Source organism: Salinarimonas ramus, from assembly GCF_014645695.1.
Lineage (GTDB): Bacteria > Pseudomonadota > Alphaproteobacteria > Rhizobiales > Beijerinckiaceae > Salinarimonas > Salinarimonas ramus.
In genome coordinates, this window is the sequence record NZ_BMMF01000009.1 from 121,397 (window position 1) to 137,575 (window position 16,179).

Consider the following 16,179-nt stretch of genomic DNA (forward strand, 5'->3'; position numbering starts at 1 on the left):
CAAGCTCCTCGGCTGGGACCGGGTGCACCAGACCGGAACGTGATTGCGCCCGCAATCGTAACCATTGGTTAAGGTTAAGCGGAAACCGCGCCGCAGGAGAGCCGCGCGGCGCCAGGATCGGAGGGGACGAGCGCTCGCCCCCTCCTGCTCATGTGCCTGTCGTAGCGGCCGTCACTGGTTCGTCTGGCCCTGGCCGGACTGGTTCTGCTGGCCGGGCATGGTGTTGGTCGAGCCGGTCGCGTCCTGGTTCATGCCGGGCTGGCCCATCCCCTGGCCCATGTTCTGGCCCATGTTCTGCCCCATGCCCTGCATCATGCCCTGCATGAGGCCCGACGGATTGACGACCATCATCACCATTTCGCCCGACGGTGCGCGGGCGGAGACGAGGTAAGCGGCGTCGAGCAGCGTCACCTCCTCGAAGCCGGACTGCGTGAGCGCGTCGCGCACCTGCGCCTGGCTCGCGAGGCGCGAGCGCATCTGGTCCTCGGTCATCTGGCCACCCTGCTGCGCCTGCATCTGCTGGCCGGACTGGCTGCCGGTCTGGGCGCCCGTCTGGTTCTGGTTCGTGCCCTGCGCGAGCGCGGGGAAGGCGGCGGTGCCGGTGAGCGCGAGGGCTGCGATCAGCGTCTTTTGCATGTCCATGTCTCCTTCTCGTCGTTTCCTCTGGTGCGGGCCGCTCGAGGGGCCCGCGCACGCCCTCCCAAATGCGCGCACCGATCGGTGTTCCAGCGGGGCGGGAAAATCCGGCGCGCATCGGACGGATGTCCTGGGTCGAGCGTCCTGGGCTCCAGGTCCCGCGCCTGCGCATCACGTCTCGCGCCTGCGCATTCGGGTCCCATTCCAGGCGATGTCGCGGCGAATTTCCCGCGGAACGATGATTGCCGCCCTCCGTTGGTGACCCGAGACCGGCCGCACCGCGCCGAGAGCGCATCATCGGCGGGCGTCACAGGCGCCCCCTGCCGCGGCCGACCGCATCGCGGTGCGGACACCCACTCTAACCGAAAAGGGGTACCGCTCATGATCAAGCGCACCACCTTCACGCGCACCTCGACCCTCGCCATCGTCGCGGCCCTCGCCGCTTCCCCTGCGCTGGCGCAGACGGCGACCGAGACCGTCGACCTGGAGCAGGCCGGCACGCTCGAGACCCCGGAAGTCGTCGCCCTTTCGGGCTGGAACACGGACGAGTTCTACGGCTCGGGCTGGAGCGCCGAGGAGTTCATCGACGAGTACGAGGTCTACGGCATCGGCGGCGAGGAGATCGGTGACGTCGAGGACATCATCGTCGGCGCCGACGGCGAGGTGATCGCCGTCGTAGCCGAGATCGGCGGCTTCATCGACATCGGCGACACCCACGTGGCCGTGCCCTGGAGCGAGATCGAGCTCGCCTACGGCGACCGCGCGATCACGATCCCGGTCACCGAGGACAATATCGACGAGTACGGCGTCTACGGCCGCGGCTACGCCTTCGGCGACGGCATGGACGTGACGGGCTCGGTCGCCGACCAGCAGGTGGTCGCCGGCATCGACGACCAGGAGCTCGGCCCGCGCGCCTACCGCGTCTCAGAGGTGATCGGCGACTACGCCCGCATTCGCGGCGCCGACGACACGCCGCAGAACTACGGCTACGTCAACGACGTGATCATCTCCGAGGGCCGTGTCCAGGCCGTCGTGGTGAACCCGGATTCGACCTACGGTCGCGGCTATTACGCCTATCCCTATTACGGCCCGTACGGCTACGGCGCCGGCTACGGGACGGGCATGGGCTACGGCACGGGCACGTATTACGACCTGCCCTACCGTGAGGACGAGATGGGCGAGATGACGCCCTTCGAGTACGAGGGCCTCGGCTCCGATCTCTGACGCGGCACGCGTGAGAGCGAAAGACGGGAGAGGGGTCCGGCCCGGAGGGTCGGGCCCCTCTTTCGTGCGCGGCACGCGCGCATGTCGCGGCAGCATGGCTCCCGGCACGCTGCTGCATGCGTCTCGCGGCACGCCCCCGCGGCCGTGAGGCTCACCGGTTCAGGTACGCGACCGGACGCAACGTAAGATGAAGTCTTCGGCTGATCATCGGGAATCGTCCGGAAGTCTTGAATGACATCGCCTTAAGATCTTCGTCATTCGATCGCGAGACAACCGCCCCGTACGAAGCCGTCCCGGACGGCGTGCTCGAGGGGAGGTTCGCCCGTGTCGCTCCGCGCCATGCTCGCCGCGCTCGCGTTCTTCGCCGCGCTCGTCGCCGTCGGATCGCCGGCAGCGATGGCCGAGGGCGGGACCGGCGGCGCGATCCGGCTCGGCGAGAAAGGCGCCCGTGGCAGCCTCGCGGTCGCGCGCATCGACGCGCTGCCGCAGCACGAGATGCCGAGCGGCATGTCGCTCGATCCCGCGGGGCTCACCTTCTCGGGCGCGCTCCTCTCCGACGTGCTCGTCCTGATCGGCGCCGCGGACGCGCCCTCCGTCACGCTGCGCGCCGTCGACGGCTACGCCGCGGTCGTGCCCCGCGAGGACTGGGAGCGCTGGCCCCTCGTCCTCGCCACCCGCGTCGACGGCCGGCCGATGACCTTGCGCGATCGCGGCCCCGCACGCCTCCTCTATCCCGTGAACGCCCATCCCGAGCTCGACGAGCGGACCTACATCGACCGCAGCGTCTGGATGATCGACGAGATCGCGTGGTGAGAGCCTTGCCGCTCAGAAACGCCATGCGTGCCGTCCGGCAGCGCGCGTTGCCCCTCGCCGCAGGCCTTGTCCTCGTCGCCATCGGCTGCGCGGCGCTCTTCGCCCTGTGGAACATGGGCCTCGTCCGCCAGGGCGAGATCGACGTCGGGCAGTACATGGTCCGGCACCTGCGCTACACCTACGCGGAAGTCGTCAACCTCGACCGGACGCTGGAGGCGGCGACCCTCGCGCCCACCGACGAGCGGGCGCTCGCCCTCGTCTCGAAGGCCGCGGATCGCTTCCACGTGCGCCTCGAGATGCTCTCGGGGTTGAGCCGCGGGCCGATGGTGGAGCCGGGCACGCGCTTCGCGCCGCTCGCTCGCGCCCTCTCCGCGGAGGTCGACGCCCTGGTGCGCGAGGGCATCCCTCTCGACGAGCGCCGCCTCGCCGCCCTGCGCGCGTCGAGCGCCGCGCTCGTGCGCGAGACAGGCGACTACACCCGCGGGCTGGAAGCCGAGATCGACGCGGCGCTGCGCGTCAAGGCGACCGAGACCTCCTCAGCCTGGCTCGGCGTCCTCGGCAGCGTCCTCGCGCTGATCGTGCTCTCCGCCCTGTCCCTCGCCCTCGTCGGCCGCAATCGCGCGGTGCTCTCGCAGCTGCGCCTCGCCAACGGACGCGACAGCCTCACGGGCTGCGCCAACCGGCGCGGCTTCCGCGACTGGGCCCAGGACCTCTCGCAGGAGACGGCGCACGACCCGCGGCAGGCGGGCGGGGCGCCCCCGCATGCGGTCCTCGTCTTCGATCTCGACCGCTTCAAGGACGTCAACGACCGCCTCGGCCACCCCGCGGGCGACGCCATGCTCAAGCGTGCCGCGCACTGGCTCCAGGACGCCTTCGGCGCCGGCGGCATCGTCGCGCGCTGGGGCGGCGACGAGTTCGTGGTCGCGACCCGGATCGGCCCCGGCGGCCTCGCGGACGTCCTCGCTCGCCTCGCCGCGCGCGCCGAGCGCCCGCTCGAGATCGAGCTCGGCGGCGAGACCGTGCCGATCCTCTTCAGCTGCGGCATCGCCGTGTGGCCTCAGGACGCCGCCACCATCGACGAGGCGATCACCTGCGCGGACGCCGCGCTCTACGCCGTGAAGGAAGGGGGCCGCAACGGCCACATGGTCTTCCGCCAGGGCCTCCTCGATGCGCGCGACCGCGTGCTGGAGACTCGCGCCGGCCTGGCGCGGGCGCTCAGCGAGGGCGAGCTCTTCCTCCAGTTCCAGCCGCAGGTGGACGTCGTCGCGCGCCGGGTGGTCGCTGCCGAGGCGCTGGTGCGCTGGCGCTGCGGGCGTACCGGGCGCGTGGTTCCGCCGAGCGAGTTCATCCCCGTCGCCGAGCAGAGCGGGCAGATCGCGCAGATCGATGGCTTCGTGCTCGAGGAGGCCTGCCGCGCCGCCGCCGCCTGGCGTCGCGCCGGCGTGACGCCGCGCGTGGCGATCAACCTCTCGCCCCACTCGTTCCGCTCCGCCGACCTCGCGGAGCGCGTGGCGACGACGCTCCTGCGCCACAAGCTCGTGCCCGCCGACGTCGAGATCGAGATCACCGAGGGCGTGCTGCTCTCCGACAGCGACGCCGTCGCGCGCAGCCTGACGAATCTCGGGCGGCTCGGCGTGCGCCTCGCGCTCGACGATTTCGGCACGGGCTATTCCAACATCGCCTACCTCGCCCGCCTCAAGCCGAGCCTGCTCAAGATCGACCGCTCCTTCCTCGCCGAGGGCGATCTCGCCATGCGCACCAACATCGTCGAGGGCGTCATGCGCCTCGCCCAGACCATCGGCGCCGAGACGCTGATGGAGGGCATCGAGACGCGAGAGCAGCTCGCCTTCGCCACCCGCACCGGCTGCCGCCTGCTGCAGGGCTTCCTCTTCGCCCGCCCCATGCAGGCGGACGCGATCCCCGCCTTCTGCGGCACGGTCGCCCACGACCCGCAGGCGGGAACGCGGGTGGCGCTGGCGTCTTGACGGTGAGCCGGTCGAGCGGGACCGGCCTTCTCACCGATCACCGCGCCCTCGCGCCGGCTTGACACGACGCCCGTCTCGCCACAGACCAGACCCGATGACGAAGCCGCCTCTCGAGATCCTCCTGTGCGCCCCCCGCGGCTTCTGCGCGGGGGTAGTGCGCGCCATCGACGCCGTGGAGCAGGCGCTCGTGCAGCACGGGTCGCCGGTCTACGTGCGCCACGAGATCGTGCACAACAAGTACGTCGTCGAGAGCCTGCGCCGGAAGGGCGCCGTGTTCGTGAAGGAGCTCGACGAGATCCCCGACGGGGACGCGCCGGTGATCTTCTCCGCCCATGGCGTGCCCAAGGCGGTGCCCGACGAGGCGCTGCGCCGGCGCATGCACGCCATCGACGCCACCTGCCCGCTCGTCACCAAGGTGCATCGCGAGGCGCAGGTGCATGCGAAGAAGGGCCGCCACGTCCTCCTCGTGGGCCATGCCGGCCACCCCGAGGTCGTGGGCACGATGGGGCAGTTGCCGGCGGGAACCATCACGCTGATCGAGACGCTCGAGGATGTCGCCGCCTTCGCGCCGGCGGACCCGGCGGCGCTCGCCTTCGTGACGCAGACGACGCTGTCCGTGGACGACACCCGCGAGATCGTGGAGGCGCTCAAGGCGCGCTTCCCCGAGATCGTCGGGCCCCACAAGGAGGACATCTGCTACGCGACCACGAACCGCCAGGAGGCGGTGAAGAAGGTCGCGCCGCAGGTCGACGCGCTCATCGTCGTGGGCTCGCCCAATTCCTCGAACTCCCAGCGCCTGCGCGAGGTCGCGGAGCGCGCCGGCTGCAAGGTCGCGCGCCTCGCCAACCGCGCCGACGAGATCGACTGGGAGGCCTTCTCCGGCATTCGCCGCCTCGGCATGACGGCCGGCGCCTCGGCGCCGGAGGTGCTGGTGGAGGAGATCATCGACGCCTTCGCCGAGCGCTACGAGGTCTCGGTCGAGACCGTGACGACCGTCACCGAGGACGTGTTCTTCCCCCTTCCGCGCGGCCTGCGCGGCCAGGCCGCGGAGTAGTCGTGGCTGTCTACACGGACGTGCCGGAGGACGCGCTCGTCGCCTTCGTGGAGGGCTACGACATCGGCGCCGTGCTCTCCTTCAAGGGCATCGCCGAGGGCGTCGAGAACACGAACTACTTCCTCCATACGGAGCGCGGCTCCTACATCCTCACCCTCTACGAGAAGCGCGTGCGGGAGGGCGACCTGCCGTTCTTCCTGGGCCTCATGGAGCATCTCTCCACCCGCGGCATCGTCTGCCCGCTGCCCGTGCGCGATCGGCGCGGGGAGGCGCTGGGGCGCCTCGCGGGACGCCCCGCCGCGATCGCGACCTTCCTGGAGGGGCTCTCCATCCGCCGCCCGACGGCGAAGCGCTGCGGCGCGCTCGGCGAGGCATTGGCGCGCCTGCACGAGGCGGGGCGCGACTTCCCGCTGCGGCGCGAGAACGCCCTCTCGCTGCCGGGCTGGCGCCCGCTGCTCCATCAGGCGGCGGCGCAGGCGGACACGGTCTCGCCGGGCCTCGCGGCGCGCACGCAGGCCGAGCTCGACCGGCTCGAGGCCTCCTGGCCGACGGATCTCCCGGCGGGCGTGATCCACGCGGACCTGTTCGTCGACAACGTGTTCTTCATCGGCGAGGACGTGTCGGGCATCATCGACTTCTACTTCGCCTGCAACGACCTCCTCGCCTACGACCTCGCCATCTGCCTCAACGCCTGGTGCTTCGAGCAGGACGGGTCCTACAATGTCACCAAGAGCCGCGCGCTGATCGCCGGCTACGAGCGGGTGCGCCGGCTCGAACCCGCGGAGGTCGCGGCGCTGCCGATCCTGTGCCGCGGGGCGGCCCTGCGCTTCCTGCTCACGCGCCTCGTCGACTGGCTGAACGTGCCCGAGGGCGCCTTCGTCCGCCCCAAGGACCCCCTCGAGTACGACCGCAAGCTCGCCTTCCACCGCCGCGCCGCGAGCGCCGCCGATTACGGGCTCGACCGATGAGCGCAAGCGCCGCGCAAAAGCCCGGCACGCCCCGCGTGACGATCTACACCGACGGCGCCTGCAAGGGGAATCCCGGCCCCGGCGGCTGGGGCGCGCTGCTGCTCTTCGGCGAGCGCGAGAAGGAGCTCGTCGGCGGCGAGGCGGTGACCACCAACAACCGCATGGAGCTGATGGCGGCGATCTCGGCGCTGGAAGCGCTCAAGCGCCCCTGCGCCGTCGATCTCTACACCGACAGCCAATACGTCAGGAACGGCATCACCACCTGGCTCGCGGGCTGGAAGGCCAAGGGCTGGCGCACGGCGGCCAAGGCTCCCGTGAAGAACGAGGACCTCTGGCGGCGCCTCGACACCGCCCGCAGCACCCACGACGTCACCTGGCACTGGGTGAAGGGCCACGCCGACGATCCGCTCAACCACCGGGTCGACGCGCTGGCGAACGCGGGCGTGCCGCGGGGGTGAGGCCGGCTGCCCATCGGCGCCCGCCATTTCCCCTCGCTCCCGCGCGGCGGGTGCGCTAGACACGCGCGCGTTCCACCTCGCTCGCAAGCGGACCCGCGCCATGGCCACCGACATCTCCCCCCTCGCTCCCGAGACCTACCCGACGCTGCCGGCGATCCCCGGCGTGCGTCTCGCGACGGCGGCGGCCGGCATCCGCTACAAGGGCCGTACCGACGTGCTCTTCGTCGGGCTCGACGAAGGGACGAGCGTGGCCGGCGTGTTCACGCGCTCCAAGTGCCCCTCGGCGCCCGTGGACTGGTGCCGGGCGAACCTCGCCGGCGGCGTCGCCCGCGCGCTGCTCGTGAATTCCGGCAACGCCAATGCCTTCACCGGCGCCAAGGGCGCCGACGCCGTGGCGCTCTCGGCGCGCATCGCGGCGCAGGCGGCGGGCTGTGCGCGCCACGAGGTCTTCGTCGCCTCCACCGGCGTCATCGGCGAGCCGCTCGACGCCACGAAGTTCGAGCCGGTCCTGCCCGATTGCGTGTCCCGCGCCGAGGGCGGCTCGGCGGCGTGGGAGGCGGCGGCGCGCGCGATCATGACCACGGACACGTTCCCCAAGCTCGCGACGCGCACGGTCGACCTCGACGGCGTTCCCATGACGATCAACGGCATCGCCAAGGGCGCGGGCATGATCCAGCCCGACATGGCGACGATGCTCTCCTTCGTCTTCACCGACGCGTCCATCGCGGCGCCCGTGCTGCAGGCGCTCCTCGCCGCGGCGGCGGAGCGCTCCTTCAACTGCGTCACCGTGGACGGCGACACCTCGACCTCCGACACGCTGATCGCCTTCGCCACGGGCAAGGCCGCCATGGCGCCGATCGAGACCGCGGACGATCCCCGCGCGGCCGCCTTCGGCGCGGCGCTGGAGGATCTGCTCGTCGAGCTCGCCCAGCTCGTCGCCCGCGACGGCGAGGGCGCGCGCAAGCTCGTCACCGTGCGCGTCAAGGGCGCCGTCGACGACGGCTCGGCGCGGCGCATCGCCTTCGCCATCGCGAATTCGCCGCTCGTGAAGACCGCGATCGCCGGCGAGGACGCCAATTGGGGCCGCGTCGTCATGGCGGTGGGCAAGGCCGGCGAGCCCGCCGACCGCGACCGCCTGGCGATCGCCTTCGGCGACGTGCGCGTCGCCCACCAGGGCGCGCGCGACCCGGATTATTCGGAAGACGCCGCCTCCGCCGTGATGCGCCGCCCCGAGATCGACCTCACCGTCGACATCGGGCTCGGCACCGGCGAGGCCCGCGTGTGGACCTGCGATCTCACCAAGGCCTACGTCGAGATCAACGGCGACTATCGCTCCTGAGGCGAGGGCGCGCCCACGACGGGCTCGCCCCCTCCGGTCCGCTGCGCGGCCCTCCCCCCTCCGGAGACGTTTCACGTCGGCAGGCGACCGCCGAGCTCGTCCTCGACATGGGCGCGCACGATCTCCTCGAAGCTCGTCTCGGCGCGAAAGCCGAGCGCCAGCGCGCGCTCGGGCGCGAAGGCGCGGGGCCAGCCGGCGATGATGCGCGCGATCGTCGGATCGGGCTCGCGGCGGATGCGCGCGACGGCGGCGTCTCCCGCCACGCGCCGAAGCGCCTCGATCTGCTCGCCGACGGTGGCGGCGACGCCGGGCATGTCGAGGGTGCGGCGCGGGCCCACGGCCTCGCCGTCGAGGACGGCGGCATGCACGAGGAAGCCCACCGCCGCGCGGGGCGAGGCGAACCAGTGGCGCACGTCCTCGGAGACCGGCAGCACCGCCTCGATCCCCGCCAGCGGCTCGCGGATGATCCCGGAGAAGAAGCCCGACGCCGCCTTGTTGGGCTTGCCCGGCCGCACGCAGATCGTCGGCAGGCGGATGCCGATGCCGTCGAGGAAGCCGCGGCGGGTGTAGTCGGCGAGCAGCAACTCGCCGATCGCCTTCTGCGTGCCGTAGCTCGTGAGCGGGGTGAGCGCCTGATCCTCCGGCACGGGCTCGGGCAGCGGCGCGCCGAACACGGCGACGGACGAGGCGAAGACGACGCGCGGCCGATAGCCCTCGCCCGCGAGGCGGATCTCCTCGAGGAGCGCGCGCGTGCCGTCGAGATTGATCCGGTAGCCCTTCTCGAAATCGGCCTCCGCCTCTCCCGAGACGATGGCCGCGAGGTGGAACACGACGTCCGGCCGCGCCGCGATCAGCCGGGCGGCCGTCGCCGGATCGCCGATGTCGGCGGCGATCGTCTCCACGGGCACGGACGCGCCCGCGGGCGCCGCCGGCTCGACGACGTCGTGCAGCGTGAGCCGCGTGATCGCGCGGCGGCCGAGCGCGCCCTCGGCGAGGAGGCGTGCGACGAGCTTGACGCCGATCATGCCGGCGGCGCCGGTGACGAGGACATGCATGGGTCTTCTTCTTTCCTGCCTGGTGTTCCGTGGGGGCGTGCGAAGTCGGTCTCTTCGACTTCTCAGAGCGTCCAGCCGCCGTCGACGATCATCGTCGTGCCCGTGGTGAAGGCGCTCTCGTCGGAGGCGAGATGGATCGCGGCGGCGGCCACCTCGTCGGCGGTGCCGACGCGGCCCATGGGCTGGCGGGCGACGAAGGTGGCGCGCACCGTCGCCTCGTCCTGGTTCGTGCGCGCGGCGAGCGCGGCGATGCGGTCGTCGAGGGAGGGGGACTGCACGGTGCCGGGGCAGATGGCGTTGCAGCGCACGCCCTCGCGAATGAAGTCCACGGCCACGGCCTTGGTCAGCCCGATCACCGCGGCCTTGGTCGCGCCGTAGGCGTAGCGCGCCGGCGCGCCCTTGATGGAGGAGGCGCCCGACGAGATGTTGACGATCGAGCCGCCGCCGCGCGCCAGCATGTCGGGCAGGAAGGCCTTGATCGTGCGGTGCATGGACTTGACGTTGAGGTCGAAGGAGACGTCCCAGGTCTCCTCGTCGCAATCCAGCACGGAGCCGTGGGCGACGTAGCCCGCGCAATTGGCGAGCACGTCGATGCCGCCGTAATCGTGCGCGATCTCGGCCGCGAGCGCCTCCACCGCCGCCGTCGAGGTGACGTCGAGCGCGGCGCGCCGGGCGACCGGGAGACCGTCGAGATCGGCCGCGTTCAGGGTCGTGGCGACGACGACCGCGCCCTCGCGGGCGAAGCCCTCCGCGATGGCGCGCCCGATGCCCTGTCCCGCCGCCGTGACGAGGGCGACCTTGCCCTCCAAGCGTCCGCCCATGCCGTCCTCCCGCTCGCTCGTCGTGCTCGTTTGGCCGCGCACTCTAGCGCGGGTTTTCGCCTGCGGAACCGGTACGCGCGCCGAACGGGATGGGGCACGTCGCCAAGGGGATCCGCAAGACGGCGGGCAAGGGAGCGGGCGCCGCAATCGGAGCGCGAAGATTGCGAGGGCCCCGGTTGGCAAGCCCGGCGGGCATGGTCTAAGACTGCCTGCGCGTGGAAAGAACATCATGAAGACGCCTACCACGCGGGCGTGAATCCAGTCGAACAGACGGAGACACGAGCATGCAAGCGAGATTCCTTTCGACGTCGGCACTGGCCGCCGCCGCCCTGGCCCTGACCGTCGTCGCCGCCCCCGGCAGCGCGCAGGCCCAGGACCAGCAATTCGTCTCGATCGGCACCGGAGGCGTCACCGGCGTCTACTACCCCGTCGGCGGTGCGATCTGCCGCCTGATGAACCAGACCCGCCGCGACCACGGCATCCGCTGCTCGGTCGAGTCGACCGGCGGCTCGGTCTACAACGTCAACGCCATCCGCGGCGGCGACCTCGAGTTCGGCGTCGTCCAGTCGGACGTGCAGTACCAGGCCTTCAACGGCGAGGGCCGCTTCGCCGACCAGGGCGCCCAGGAGGACCTGCGCGCGCTGTTCTCGCTGCATCCCGAGCCGCTCACCGTCGTCGCCCGCGCCGGCTCCGGCATCGAGCATTTCGACGATCTCGCCGGCAAGCGCGTCAACATCGGCAACCCGGGCTCCGGCCAGCGGGCGCTGATGGACATCCTCATGGAGCGCAAGGGCTGGACGACGTCCGACTTCGCGCTCGCCTCCGAGCTCGCCCCGGCCGAGCAGGCCCAGGCTCTGTGCGACGACAACATCGACGCCTTCGTCTTCACCGTCGGCCACCCGGCGGGCACGATCCAGGAGGCGACCTCCTCCTGCGACGCCGAGCTGGTGGACGTGACGGGCGACTACGTCGACGCGCTCACCGAGGAGTTCCCGTTCTACTTCACGGCGACGATCCCCGGCGGGATGTATCGCGGCAACGACGAGGCGACCGAGACCTTCGGCGTGGGCGCGACCTTCGTCTCCTCGGCGGACGTCTCGGAAGAGGCCGTGTACACGCTCGTGAAGTCGGTCTTCGACAATTTCGACGACTTCACCGCGCTGCATCCGGCGCTCTCCGTGCTCGAGCCCGAGACCATGATCGAGGCCGGCCTCTCGGCGCCGCTCCATCCGGGCGCCGAGCGCTACTATCGCGAGCGCGGCTGGCTCCAGTAAGGCCTTCACGGTCGAGACGAGCGGCGCGCCCTCCCCGGGGGGCGCGCCGTGTTCATGTCCGGATCCGCGCGCGGCGCCCGCATCGGCGAAACGGGGCTATCTTACGGAGCACGGGCGGGGTTAAGCTCTCGGCAGCATCGACAGCGCGAGCGAGACCTCATGAACGACGAGACCCGGACTGCGCACGATACCGGCCCCTCCAAGGCGGAGCTCGACGATCTCGTCGCCAAGGTCGATACCGGCGCGCGCAACCCGCGCGGGCCGGTCGGCCGCGCCGTCACCGGCGTCGCGCTGGCCTGGGCGCTGTTCCAGCTCTACATCGCCTCGCCGCTGCCCTTCCTCGCCTCGCAGCTGACGGGGCTGCCGCTCGTCCTCAACGACGCGCAGATCCGCCCCATCCATCTCGGCTTCGCGCTGTTTCTCGCCTATTGCGCCTATCCCGCCTTCGCACGCTCGCCGCGCGACCGGATCCCGGTCCTCGACTTGATCCTCGCCGCGGCGGCGACGTTCTGCGCGCTCTACATCTTCATCTTCTACCGCGATCTCGCGAGCCGCCCCGGCCTGCCGATCACCCAGGATCTCGTCGCCGCCGGCGCCGGGCTCGTGCTGCTGCTCGAGGCGACGCGCCGGGCGCTCGGCCCGCCGCTCGCCATCGTGGCGATCGTCTTCCTGCTCTACGTCTTCTTCGGCTCCTCGCCGCTGGTGCCCGACATCCTGCAATGGGGCGGGGCGTCGTTCTCGCGCGCCATGGACCAGATGTGGCTGACCTCGGGGGGCGTCTTCGGCGTGGCGCTCGGCGTGTCGGCGAGCTTCGTCTTCCTGTTCGTGCTGTTCGGCTCGCTGCTCGACAAGGCGGGTGCCGGCAACTTCTTCATCAAGCTCGCCTTCGCGCTGCTCGGCCACCTGCGCGGCGGACCGGCCAAGGCCGCCGTCCTCTCCTCGATGATGACGGGCCTCATCTCGGGCTCCTCCATCGCCAACGTGGTGACGACGGGCACCTTCACCATCCCCTTGATGAAGCGCGTGGGCTTCTCCGCCGAGAAGGCGGGCTCGGTGGAGGTCGCCTCCTCGGTCAACGGCCAGATCATGCCCCCGGTCATGGGCGCGGCCGCCTTCCTCATGGTGGAATACGTCGGCATCTCCTACACGGCGGTGATCACCCACGCCTTCCTGCCGGCGCTGATCTCCTACATCGCGCTCCTCTACCTCGTGCATCTCGAGGCGTTGAAGAACGCGATGCCCGCGCTGCCCAAGCGCGTGATCCACCCGCTGCAGATCGCGCTCCTGCGCGCGGGCATCACCATCGCCTCGATGCTGATCCTCGCGGGGCTCACCTACTTCGTCATCCGCGGCGTGCAGACGATCCTGCCGGCGGTGTCGACGCCGGTCCTCCTCGTGCTGACGAGCGCGGTCTACGTCTTCCTGATCTGGCTGGCCTCGCGCGAGCCCGATCTCGAGATCGACGACCCCGACGCACCCGTGGTCGAGCTTCCCATCGCCACAGAGGTGCTCAAGACCGGCCTGCACTACCTGCTGCCGATCGTCGTCCTCGTCTGGTTCCTGATGATCGAGCAGCGCTCGCCGGGCCTCTCGGCCTTCTACGCCGTGGTGCTGCTCGTCGTCATCCTGCTGACGCAGAAGCCCTTGAAGGCCCTGTTTCGCAAGCTGCGCGGCGCTGAGGTCTCCGCCGCCTTCCGGGAGGGCTTCGCCGATCTGACGCAGGGGCTGATCCTCGGCTCGCGCAACATGATCGGCATCGCCTGCGCCACCGCCACCGCCGGCATCATCGTGGGCACGGTGACGCTCACCGGCATCGGCCAGGTGATGGCGGAGTTCGTCGAGTTCCTGTCGGGCGGCAACATCCTGCTCATCCTCGTCTTCACGGCGATGATCTCGCTCGTGCTCGGCATGGGCCTGCCCACGACGGCGAACTACATCGTCGTGGCCACCCTGATGGCGCCCGTCATCGTCGAGCTCGGCCAGGCCAACGGCGTCATCATCCCGCTCATCGCCGCGCACCTGTTCGTGTTCTATTTCGGCATCATGGCGGACGTGACGCCACCGGTGGGGCTCGCGTCCTTCGCGGCCGCCGCCGTCTCGCGAGGCGATCCGCTCAAGACCGGCTTCACGGCGTTCTTTTACTCGCTGCGCACGGTGCTCCTGCCCTTCATCTTCGTGTTCAACACGAACCTGCTCCTCATCGACGTGGGCTGGGTGGAAGGCATCTGGGTCTTCGTGAAGGCCACCGCCGCCATGCTGGTCTTCGCGGCGGCGACGCAATTCTACTTCCTCGTGCGCAACAAATGGTGGGAGACGATCGCGCTCCTCCTCGTCGCCTTCCTGCTGCTGCGCCCGGGCTTCCTCATCGACCAGTTCGTGCCGCCCTACGAGCCGCTGCCGGCCACCGCGATCGAGGAGGCGGTGGCGGGCACGCCGGAGGGCGGCATCATCCGCATCGGCATCTCGGGCCCGCGCTTCTCCGATCTCGTCGTGGAGGAGCGCACGCTCGCCTTCACGCTCGGCCAGGCCGAGCTCGATCCCGCCGCGCGGCTCGAGCAGGAGACCGGGCTCCTGTGGCGCGTCGAGGGCGATCGCGTGCTGCTGGAGGAGCCCTTCGATCCGCGCAGCCAGGGCGGACGGGCGCTCGGCCATCTCGACTTCTACGACCCGGACAACCCGGTCATGATCACCGCCGTCGAGGTGCCGGTGGCGCAGCCCGCCCGCGCCTGGTCCTACATCCCGGCGGCCCTGCTCTTCGCGCTCGTCTGGCTCGCTCAGTCGCGCCGGCTCGAGCGCGAGGGCGAGCGCGGCGGCACGGCGCCGGCGAACGCGCGCGCCTGATCGCGGGCGGCGGAACGAAGGAGGTCGCAGGCCATGTACAGGAACATCCTTCTCGCGGTGGATCTCGGGCACAAGGACGCCGAGCGCCGCGCCGTCGAGACGGTGGTGGAATACGCCCGCGCCTTCGGCTCCACGATCCACCTGATGACCGTCGTGCCGGATTTCGGCATGCCGCTCGTGGGCGGCTTCTTCCCGGAAGGCTTCGAGAAGGACGCGCTCGACCGGGCGAACCAGGAGCTGCACGCCTATGCGGCGCAGATGATTCCATCCGAGATTCCGCAGCGTACGATCGTAGGCCACGGCGGGATCTACCGGGAGATCCTGCATTGGGCGCAGGAAACGGCCGCTGACGTGATCGTGATGAGCGCGCATCGTCCCGAGCTGGAAGACTATCTGCTCGGCCCCAATGCCGCCCGAGTAGTCCGGCACGCGAAAACATCCGTACTCGTAGTGCGGCCGCGTCCGGCGTGAGATATGCATGGCGTCGGGCGGGCCGCTCGATCTCGCTCGCGGCTCGCAAGGACGCTCGATGGCAATCTGGAAGCAGGGGCTCGTCGCCCTGGTGATCCTCGCGGCGGCGATGGCCGCTTGGGTCCGTTTCGCGCCCGCGACCGCGCCGGCGCCTCTCCTCGCGCTCGCCGAGCGCGTCGGCCTCGCCGCGCCCGCGGCGGAGGAGACCGCGCAAGGCGGGCCCGGCGGCCCGCGCCGCGGCGGCTTCGGCCCCTCCCCCGTCGTCGTCGGCGAGGTGCGCTCCGCCCGCGAGGAGACGCGCCTCGACACCATCGGCACGGCGGAGGCCGCACGCTCCGTCACGCTCTTCGCCCCCGACGACGGCCGTATCGTCGAGATCCTGTTCGCGCCCGGCGACGCCGTCACGGCCGGCGCGCCCCTGATGCGCCTCGACGACCGGGCCGAGCGCATCGCGCTCGAGCGCGCGCGCATCACGGCGGAGCTGGCCCGCGACCGGGCCGCGCGCTTCGAGCAGCTCGCGCAGAGCCGCTCCGCCTCGACCGTGCAGCTCGAGGAGGCGCAGGCCGAGCTCGCCCAGGCGCGCACCGACGTCGAGGCGGCCGAGCTCGCGCTGGAGCGCCGCACGCTGGAGGCGCCCTTCTCCGGCCGCCTCGGGCTCTCGCAGGTGGAGATCGGCCAGCGCGTGACGACGCAGACGCCCGTCGTCGCGCTGGACGATCGCGGGCGCATCCTGGTGCGCTTTCCCGTGCCCGAGCGCCTCGCCGCCCGCGTCGCCCGCGGCGACGTCGTCGAGACGACGACGGCCGCCTATCCGCAGGAGACCTTCCCCGCGACGATCACCGAGATCGACAGCCGCGTCGATCCCGACAGCCGCGCGCTGGCGGTGCGCGCGGAGATCGCCAACGATGCCGATCGCCTGCGCCCGGGCATGAGCTTCACCGTCACCCTCGCCTTTCCCGGCGCCGAGCGCGTCGCCGTTCCGGCGCAGGCGCTGCAATGGGATCGCGAAGGCGCCTATGTCTGGCGCGTGAACGAGGGTGCCGCGAGCCAGGTCCGCGTCTCCGTCGCGGGGCGCGTCGACGGCAACGTCCTCGTCGAGGGCGGCGTCGCGCCCGGCGAGAGCGTCGTCGTCGAGGGCGTCCAGCGCCTGCGCGAGGGCGCGCCCGTCGAGGTGGCGGGCGAGGCGGCGATCCCCGCGGACGCGCCCGTCGACACGCCGCGCCGCAGCTGACGGACGGGA

The 16,179-nt window shown here is 71.3% G+C and carries 14 protein-coding genes; 11 read left to right on the top strand and 3 right to left on the bottom strand.

Going from position 1 to position 16,179, the window contains the following annotated elements; genetic code table 11:
• Positions 1-171: 171 nt before the first annotated feature.
• Positions 172-642, bottom strand: a complete 471-nt coding sequence (locus IEX89_RS15630; RefSeq protein WP_188914174.1) for a hypothetical protein — start codon at positions 640-642, stop codon at positions 172-174.
• A 375-nt stretch (positions 643-1,017) separates the two neighbouring features.
• Between IEX89_RS15630 and IEX89_RS15635 the strand changes: the two genes are divergently transcribed.
• The 7 genes from IEX89_RS15635 to argJ all read left to right on the top strand — a co-directional run bounded on the left by IEX89_RS15635 (position 1,018) and on the right by argJ (position 8,477).
• Entirely contained in the window at positions 1,018-1,860 is an 843-nt protein-coding gene (locus IEX89_RS15635; RefSeq protein ID WP_188914175.1) for a PRC-barrel domain-containing protein, read from the top strand.
• A gap of 324 nt (positions 1,861-2,184) precedes the next feature.
• A complete protein-coding gene (locus IEX89_RS15640) occupies positions 2,185-2,673 on the top strand; it encodes a putative pterin-binding protein (RefSeq protein ID WP_188914176.1) in 489 nt (162 codons plus the stop codon).
• A 23-nt stretch (positions 2,674-2,696) separates the two neighbouring features.
• A complete protein-coding gene (locus tag IEX89_RS15645) occupies positions 2,697-4,658 on the top strand; it encodes a putative bifunctional diguanylate cyclase/phosphodiesterase (RefSeq protein ID WP_188914177.1) in 1,962 nt (653 codons plus the stop codon).
• A 94-nt stretch (positions 4,659-4,752) separates the two neighbouring features.
• Positions 4,753-5,712, top strand: coding sequence for a 4-hydroxy-3-methylbut-2-enyl diphosphate reductase (ispH, locus tag IEX89_RS15650; RefSeq protein ID WP_188914178.1), 960 nt, complete (start codon positions 4,753-4,755; stop codon positions 5,710-5,712).
• Positions 5,713-5,714: 2 nt separating this feature from the next.
• Positions 5,715-6,680 carry a homoserine kinase gene (locus IEX89_RS15655; protein ID WP_188914179.1) on the top strand — a complete coding sequence of 322 codons (966 nt, stop codon included), beginning with the start codon at positions 5,715-5,717 and terminating at the stop codon, positions 6,678-6,680.
• Complete coding sequence (gene rnhA / locus IEX89_RS15660; protein WP_188914180.1) at positions 6,677-7,138, top strand: ribonuclease HI; 462 nt, start codon at positions 6,677-6,679, stop codon at positions 7,136-7,138. The genes IEX89_RS15655 and rnhA overlap by 4 nt, the downstream gene beginning before the upstream one ends.
• Positions 7,139-7,238: 100 nt before the next feature.
• Positions 7,239-8,477 (top strand): bifunctional glutamate N-acetyltransferase/amino-acid acetyltransferase ArgJ, encoded by a 1,239-nt coding sequence (gene argJ / locus IEX89_RS15665; protein WP_188914181.1) that lies wholly within the window; start codon positions 7,239-7,241, stop codon positions 8,475-8,477.
• A gap of 71 nt (positions 8,478-8,548) precedes the next feature.
• Here argJ and denD read toward each other — a convergent pair whose 3' ends face one another.
• Positions 8,549-9,532: a D-erythronate dehydrogenase gene (gene denD / locus IEX89_RS15670; RefSeq protein WP_188914182.1), complete on the bottom strand. Its 984-nt coding sequence runs from the start codon at positions 9,530-9,532 to the stop codon at positions 8,549-8,551.
• Positions 9,533-9,594: 62 nt separating this feature from the next.
• Entirely contained in the window at positions 9,595-10,353 is a 759-nt protein-coding gene (locus IEX89_RS15675; protein WP_188914183.1) for an SDR family oxidoreductase, read from the bottom strand.
• A gap of 284 nt (positions 10,354-10,637) precedes the next feature.
• On the opposite strand from IEX89_RS15675, the gene IEX89_RS15680 reads away from it, so the two are divergent.
• The 4 genes from IEX89_RS15680 to IEX89_RS15695 all read left to right on the top strand — a co-directional run bounded on the left by IEX89_RS15680 (position 10,638) and on the right by IEX89_RS15695 (position 16,170).
• Positions 10,638-11,627: a TAXI family TRAP transporter solute-binding subunit gene (locus IEX89_RS15680; RefSeq protein ID WP_188914184.1), complete on the top strand. Its 990-nt coding sequence runs from the start codon at positions 10,638-10,640 to the stop codon at positions 11,625-11,627.
• 159 nt (positions 11,628-11,786) lie between these two features.
• Positions 11,787-14,468 (top strand): TRAP transporter permease, encoded by a 2,682-nt coding sequence (locus IEX89_RS15685; protein ID WP_188914185.1) that lies wholly within the window; start codon positions 11,787-11,789, stop codon positions 14,466-14,468.
• Between the two features lie 33 nt (positions 14,469-14,501).
• Positions 14,502-14,939, top strand: coding sequence for a universal stress protein (locus IEX89_RS15690; protein ID WP_188914186.1), 438 nt, complete (start codon positions 14,502-14,504; stop codon positions 14,937-14,939).
• A 58-nt stretch (positions 14,940-14,997) separates the two neighbouring features.
• Positions 14,998-16,170: an efflux RND transporter periplasmic adaptor subunit gene (locus IEX89_RS15695; RefSeq protein WP_188914187.1), complete on the top strand. Its 1,173-nt coding sequence runs from the start codon at positions 14,998-15,000 to the stop codon at positions 16,168-16,170.
• The last annotated feature ends 9 nt before the right edge of the window (positions 16,171-16,179 follow it).

Coding starts and splice junctions, on each gene's coding strand:
- IEX89_RS15630 (WP_188914174.1), bottom strand. CDS start 642: ATGGACATGCAAAAGACGCTGATCGCAGCCCTCGCGCTCACCGGCACC.
- IEX89_RS15635 (WP_188914175.1), top strand. CDS start 1,018: ATGATCAAGCGCACCACCTTCACGCGCACCTCGACCCTCGCCATCGTC.
- IEX89_RS15645 (WP_188914177.1), top strand. CDS start 2,697: ATGCGTGCCGTCCGGCAGCGCGCGTTGCCCCTCGCCGCAGGCCTTGTC.
- ispH (WP_188914178.1), top strand. CDS start 4,753: ATGACGAAGCCGCCTCTCGAGATCCTCCTGTGCGCCCCCCGCGGCTTC.
- rnhA (WP_188914180.1), top strand. CDS start 6,677: ATGAGCGCAAGCGCCGCGCAAAAGCCCGGCACGCCCCGCGTGACGATC.
- argJ (WP_188914181.1), top strand. CDS start 7,239: ATGGCCACCGACATCTCCCCCCTCGCTCCCGAGACCTACCCGACGCTG.
- denD (WP_188914182.1), bottom strand. CDS start 9,532: ATGCATGTCCTCGTCACCGGCGCCGCCGGCATGATCGGCGTCAAGCTC.
- IEX89_RS15675 (WP_188914183.1), bottom strand. CDS start 10,353: ATGGGCGGACGCTTGGAGGGCAAGGTCGCCCTCGTCACGGCGGCGGGA.
- IEX89_RS15680 (WP_188914184.1), top strand. CDS start 10,638: ATGCAAGCGAGATTCCTTTCGACGTCGGCACTGGCCGCCGCCGCCCTG.
- IEX89_RS15685 (WP_188914185.1), top strand. CDS start 11,787: ATGAACGACGAGACCCGGACTGCGCACGATACCGGCCCCTCCAAGGCG.
- IEX89_RS15690 (WP_188914186.1), top strand. CDS start 14,502: ATGTACAGGAACATCCTTCTCGCGGTGGATCTCGGGCACAAGGACGCC.
- IEX89_RS15695 (WP_188914187.1), top strand. CDS start 14,998: ATGGCAATCTGGAAGCAGGGGCTCGTCGCCCTGGTGATCCTCGCGGCG.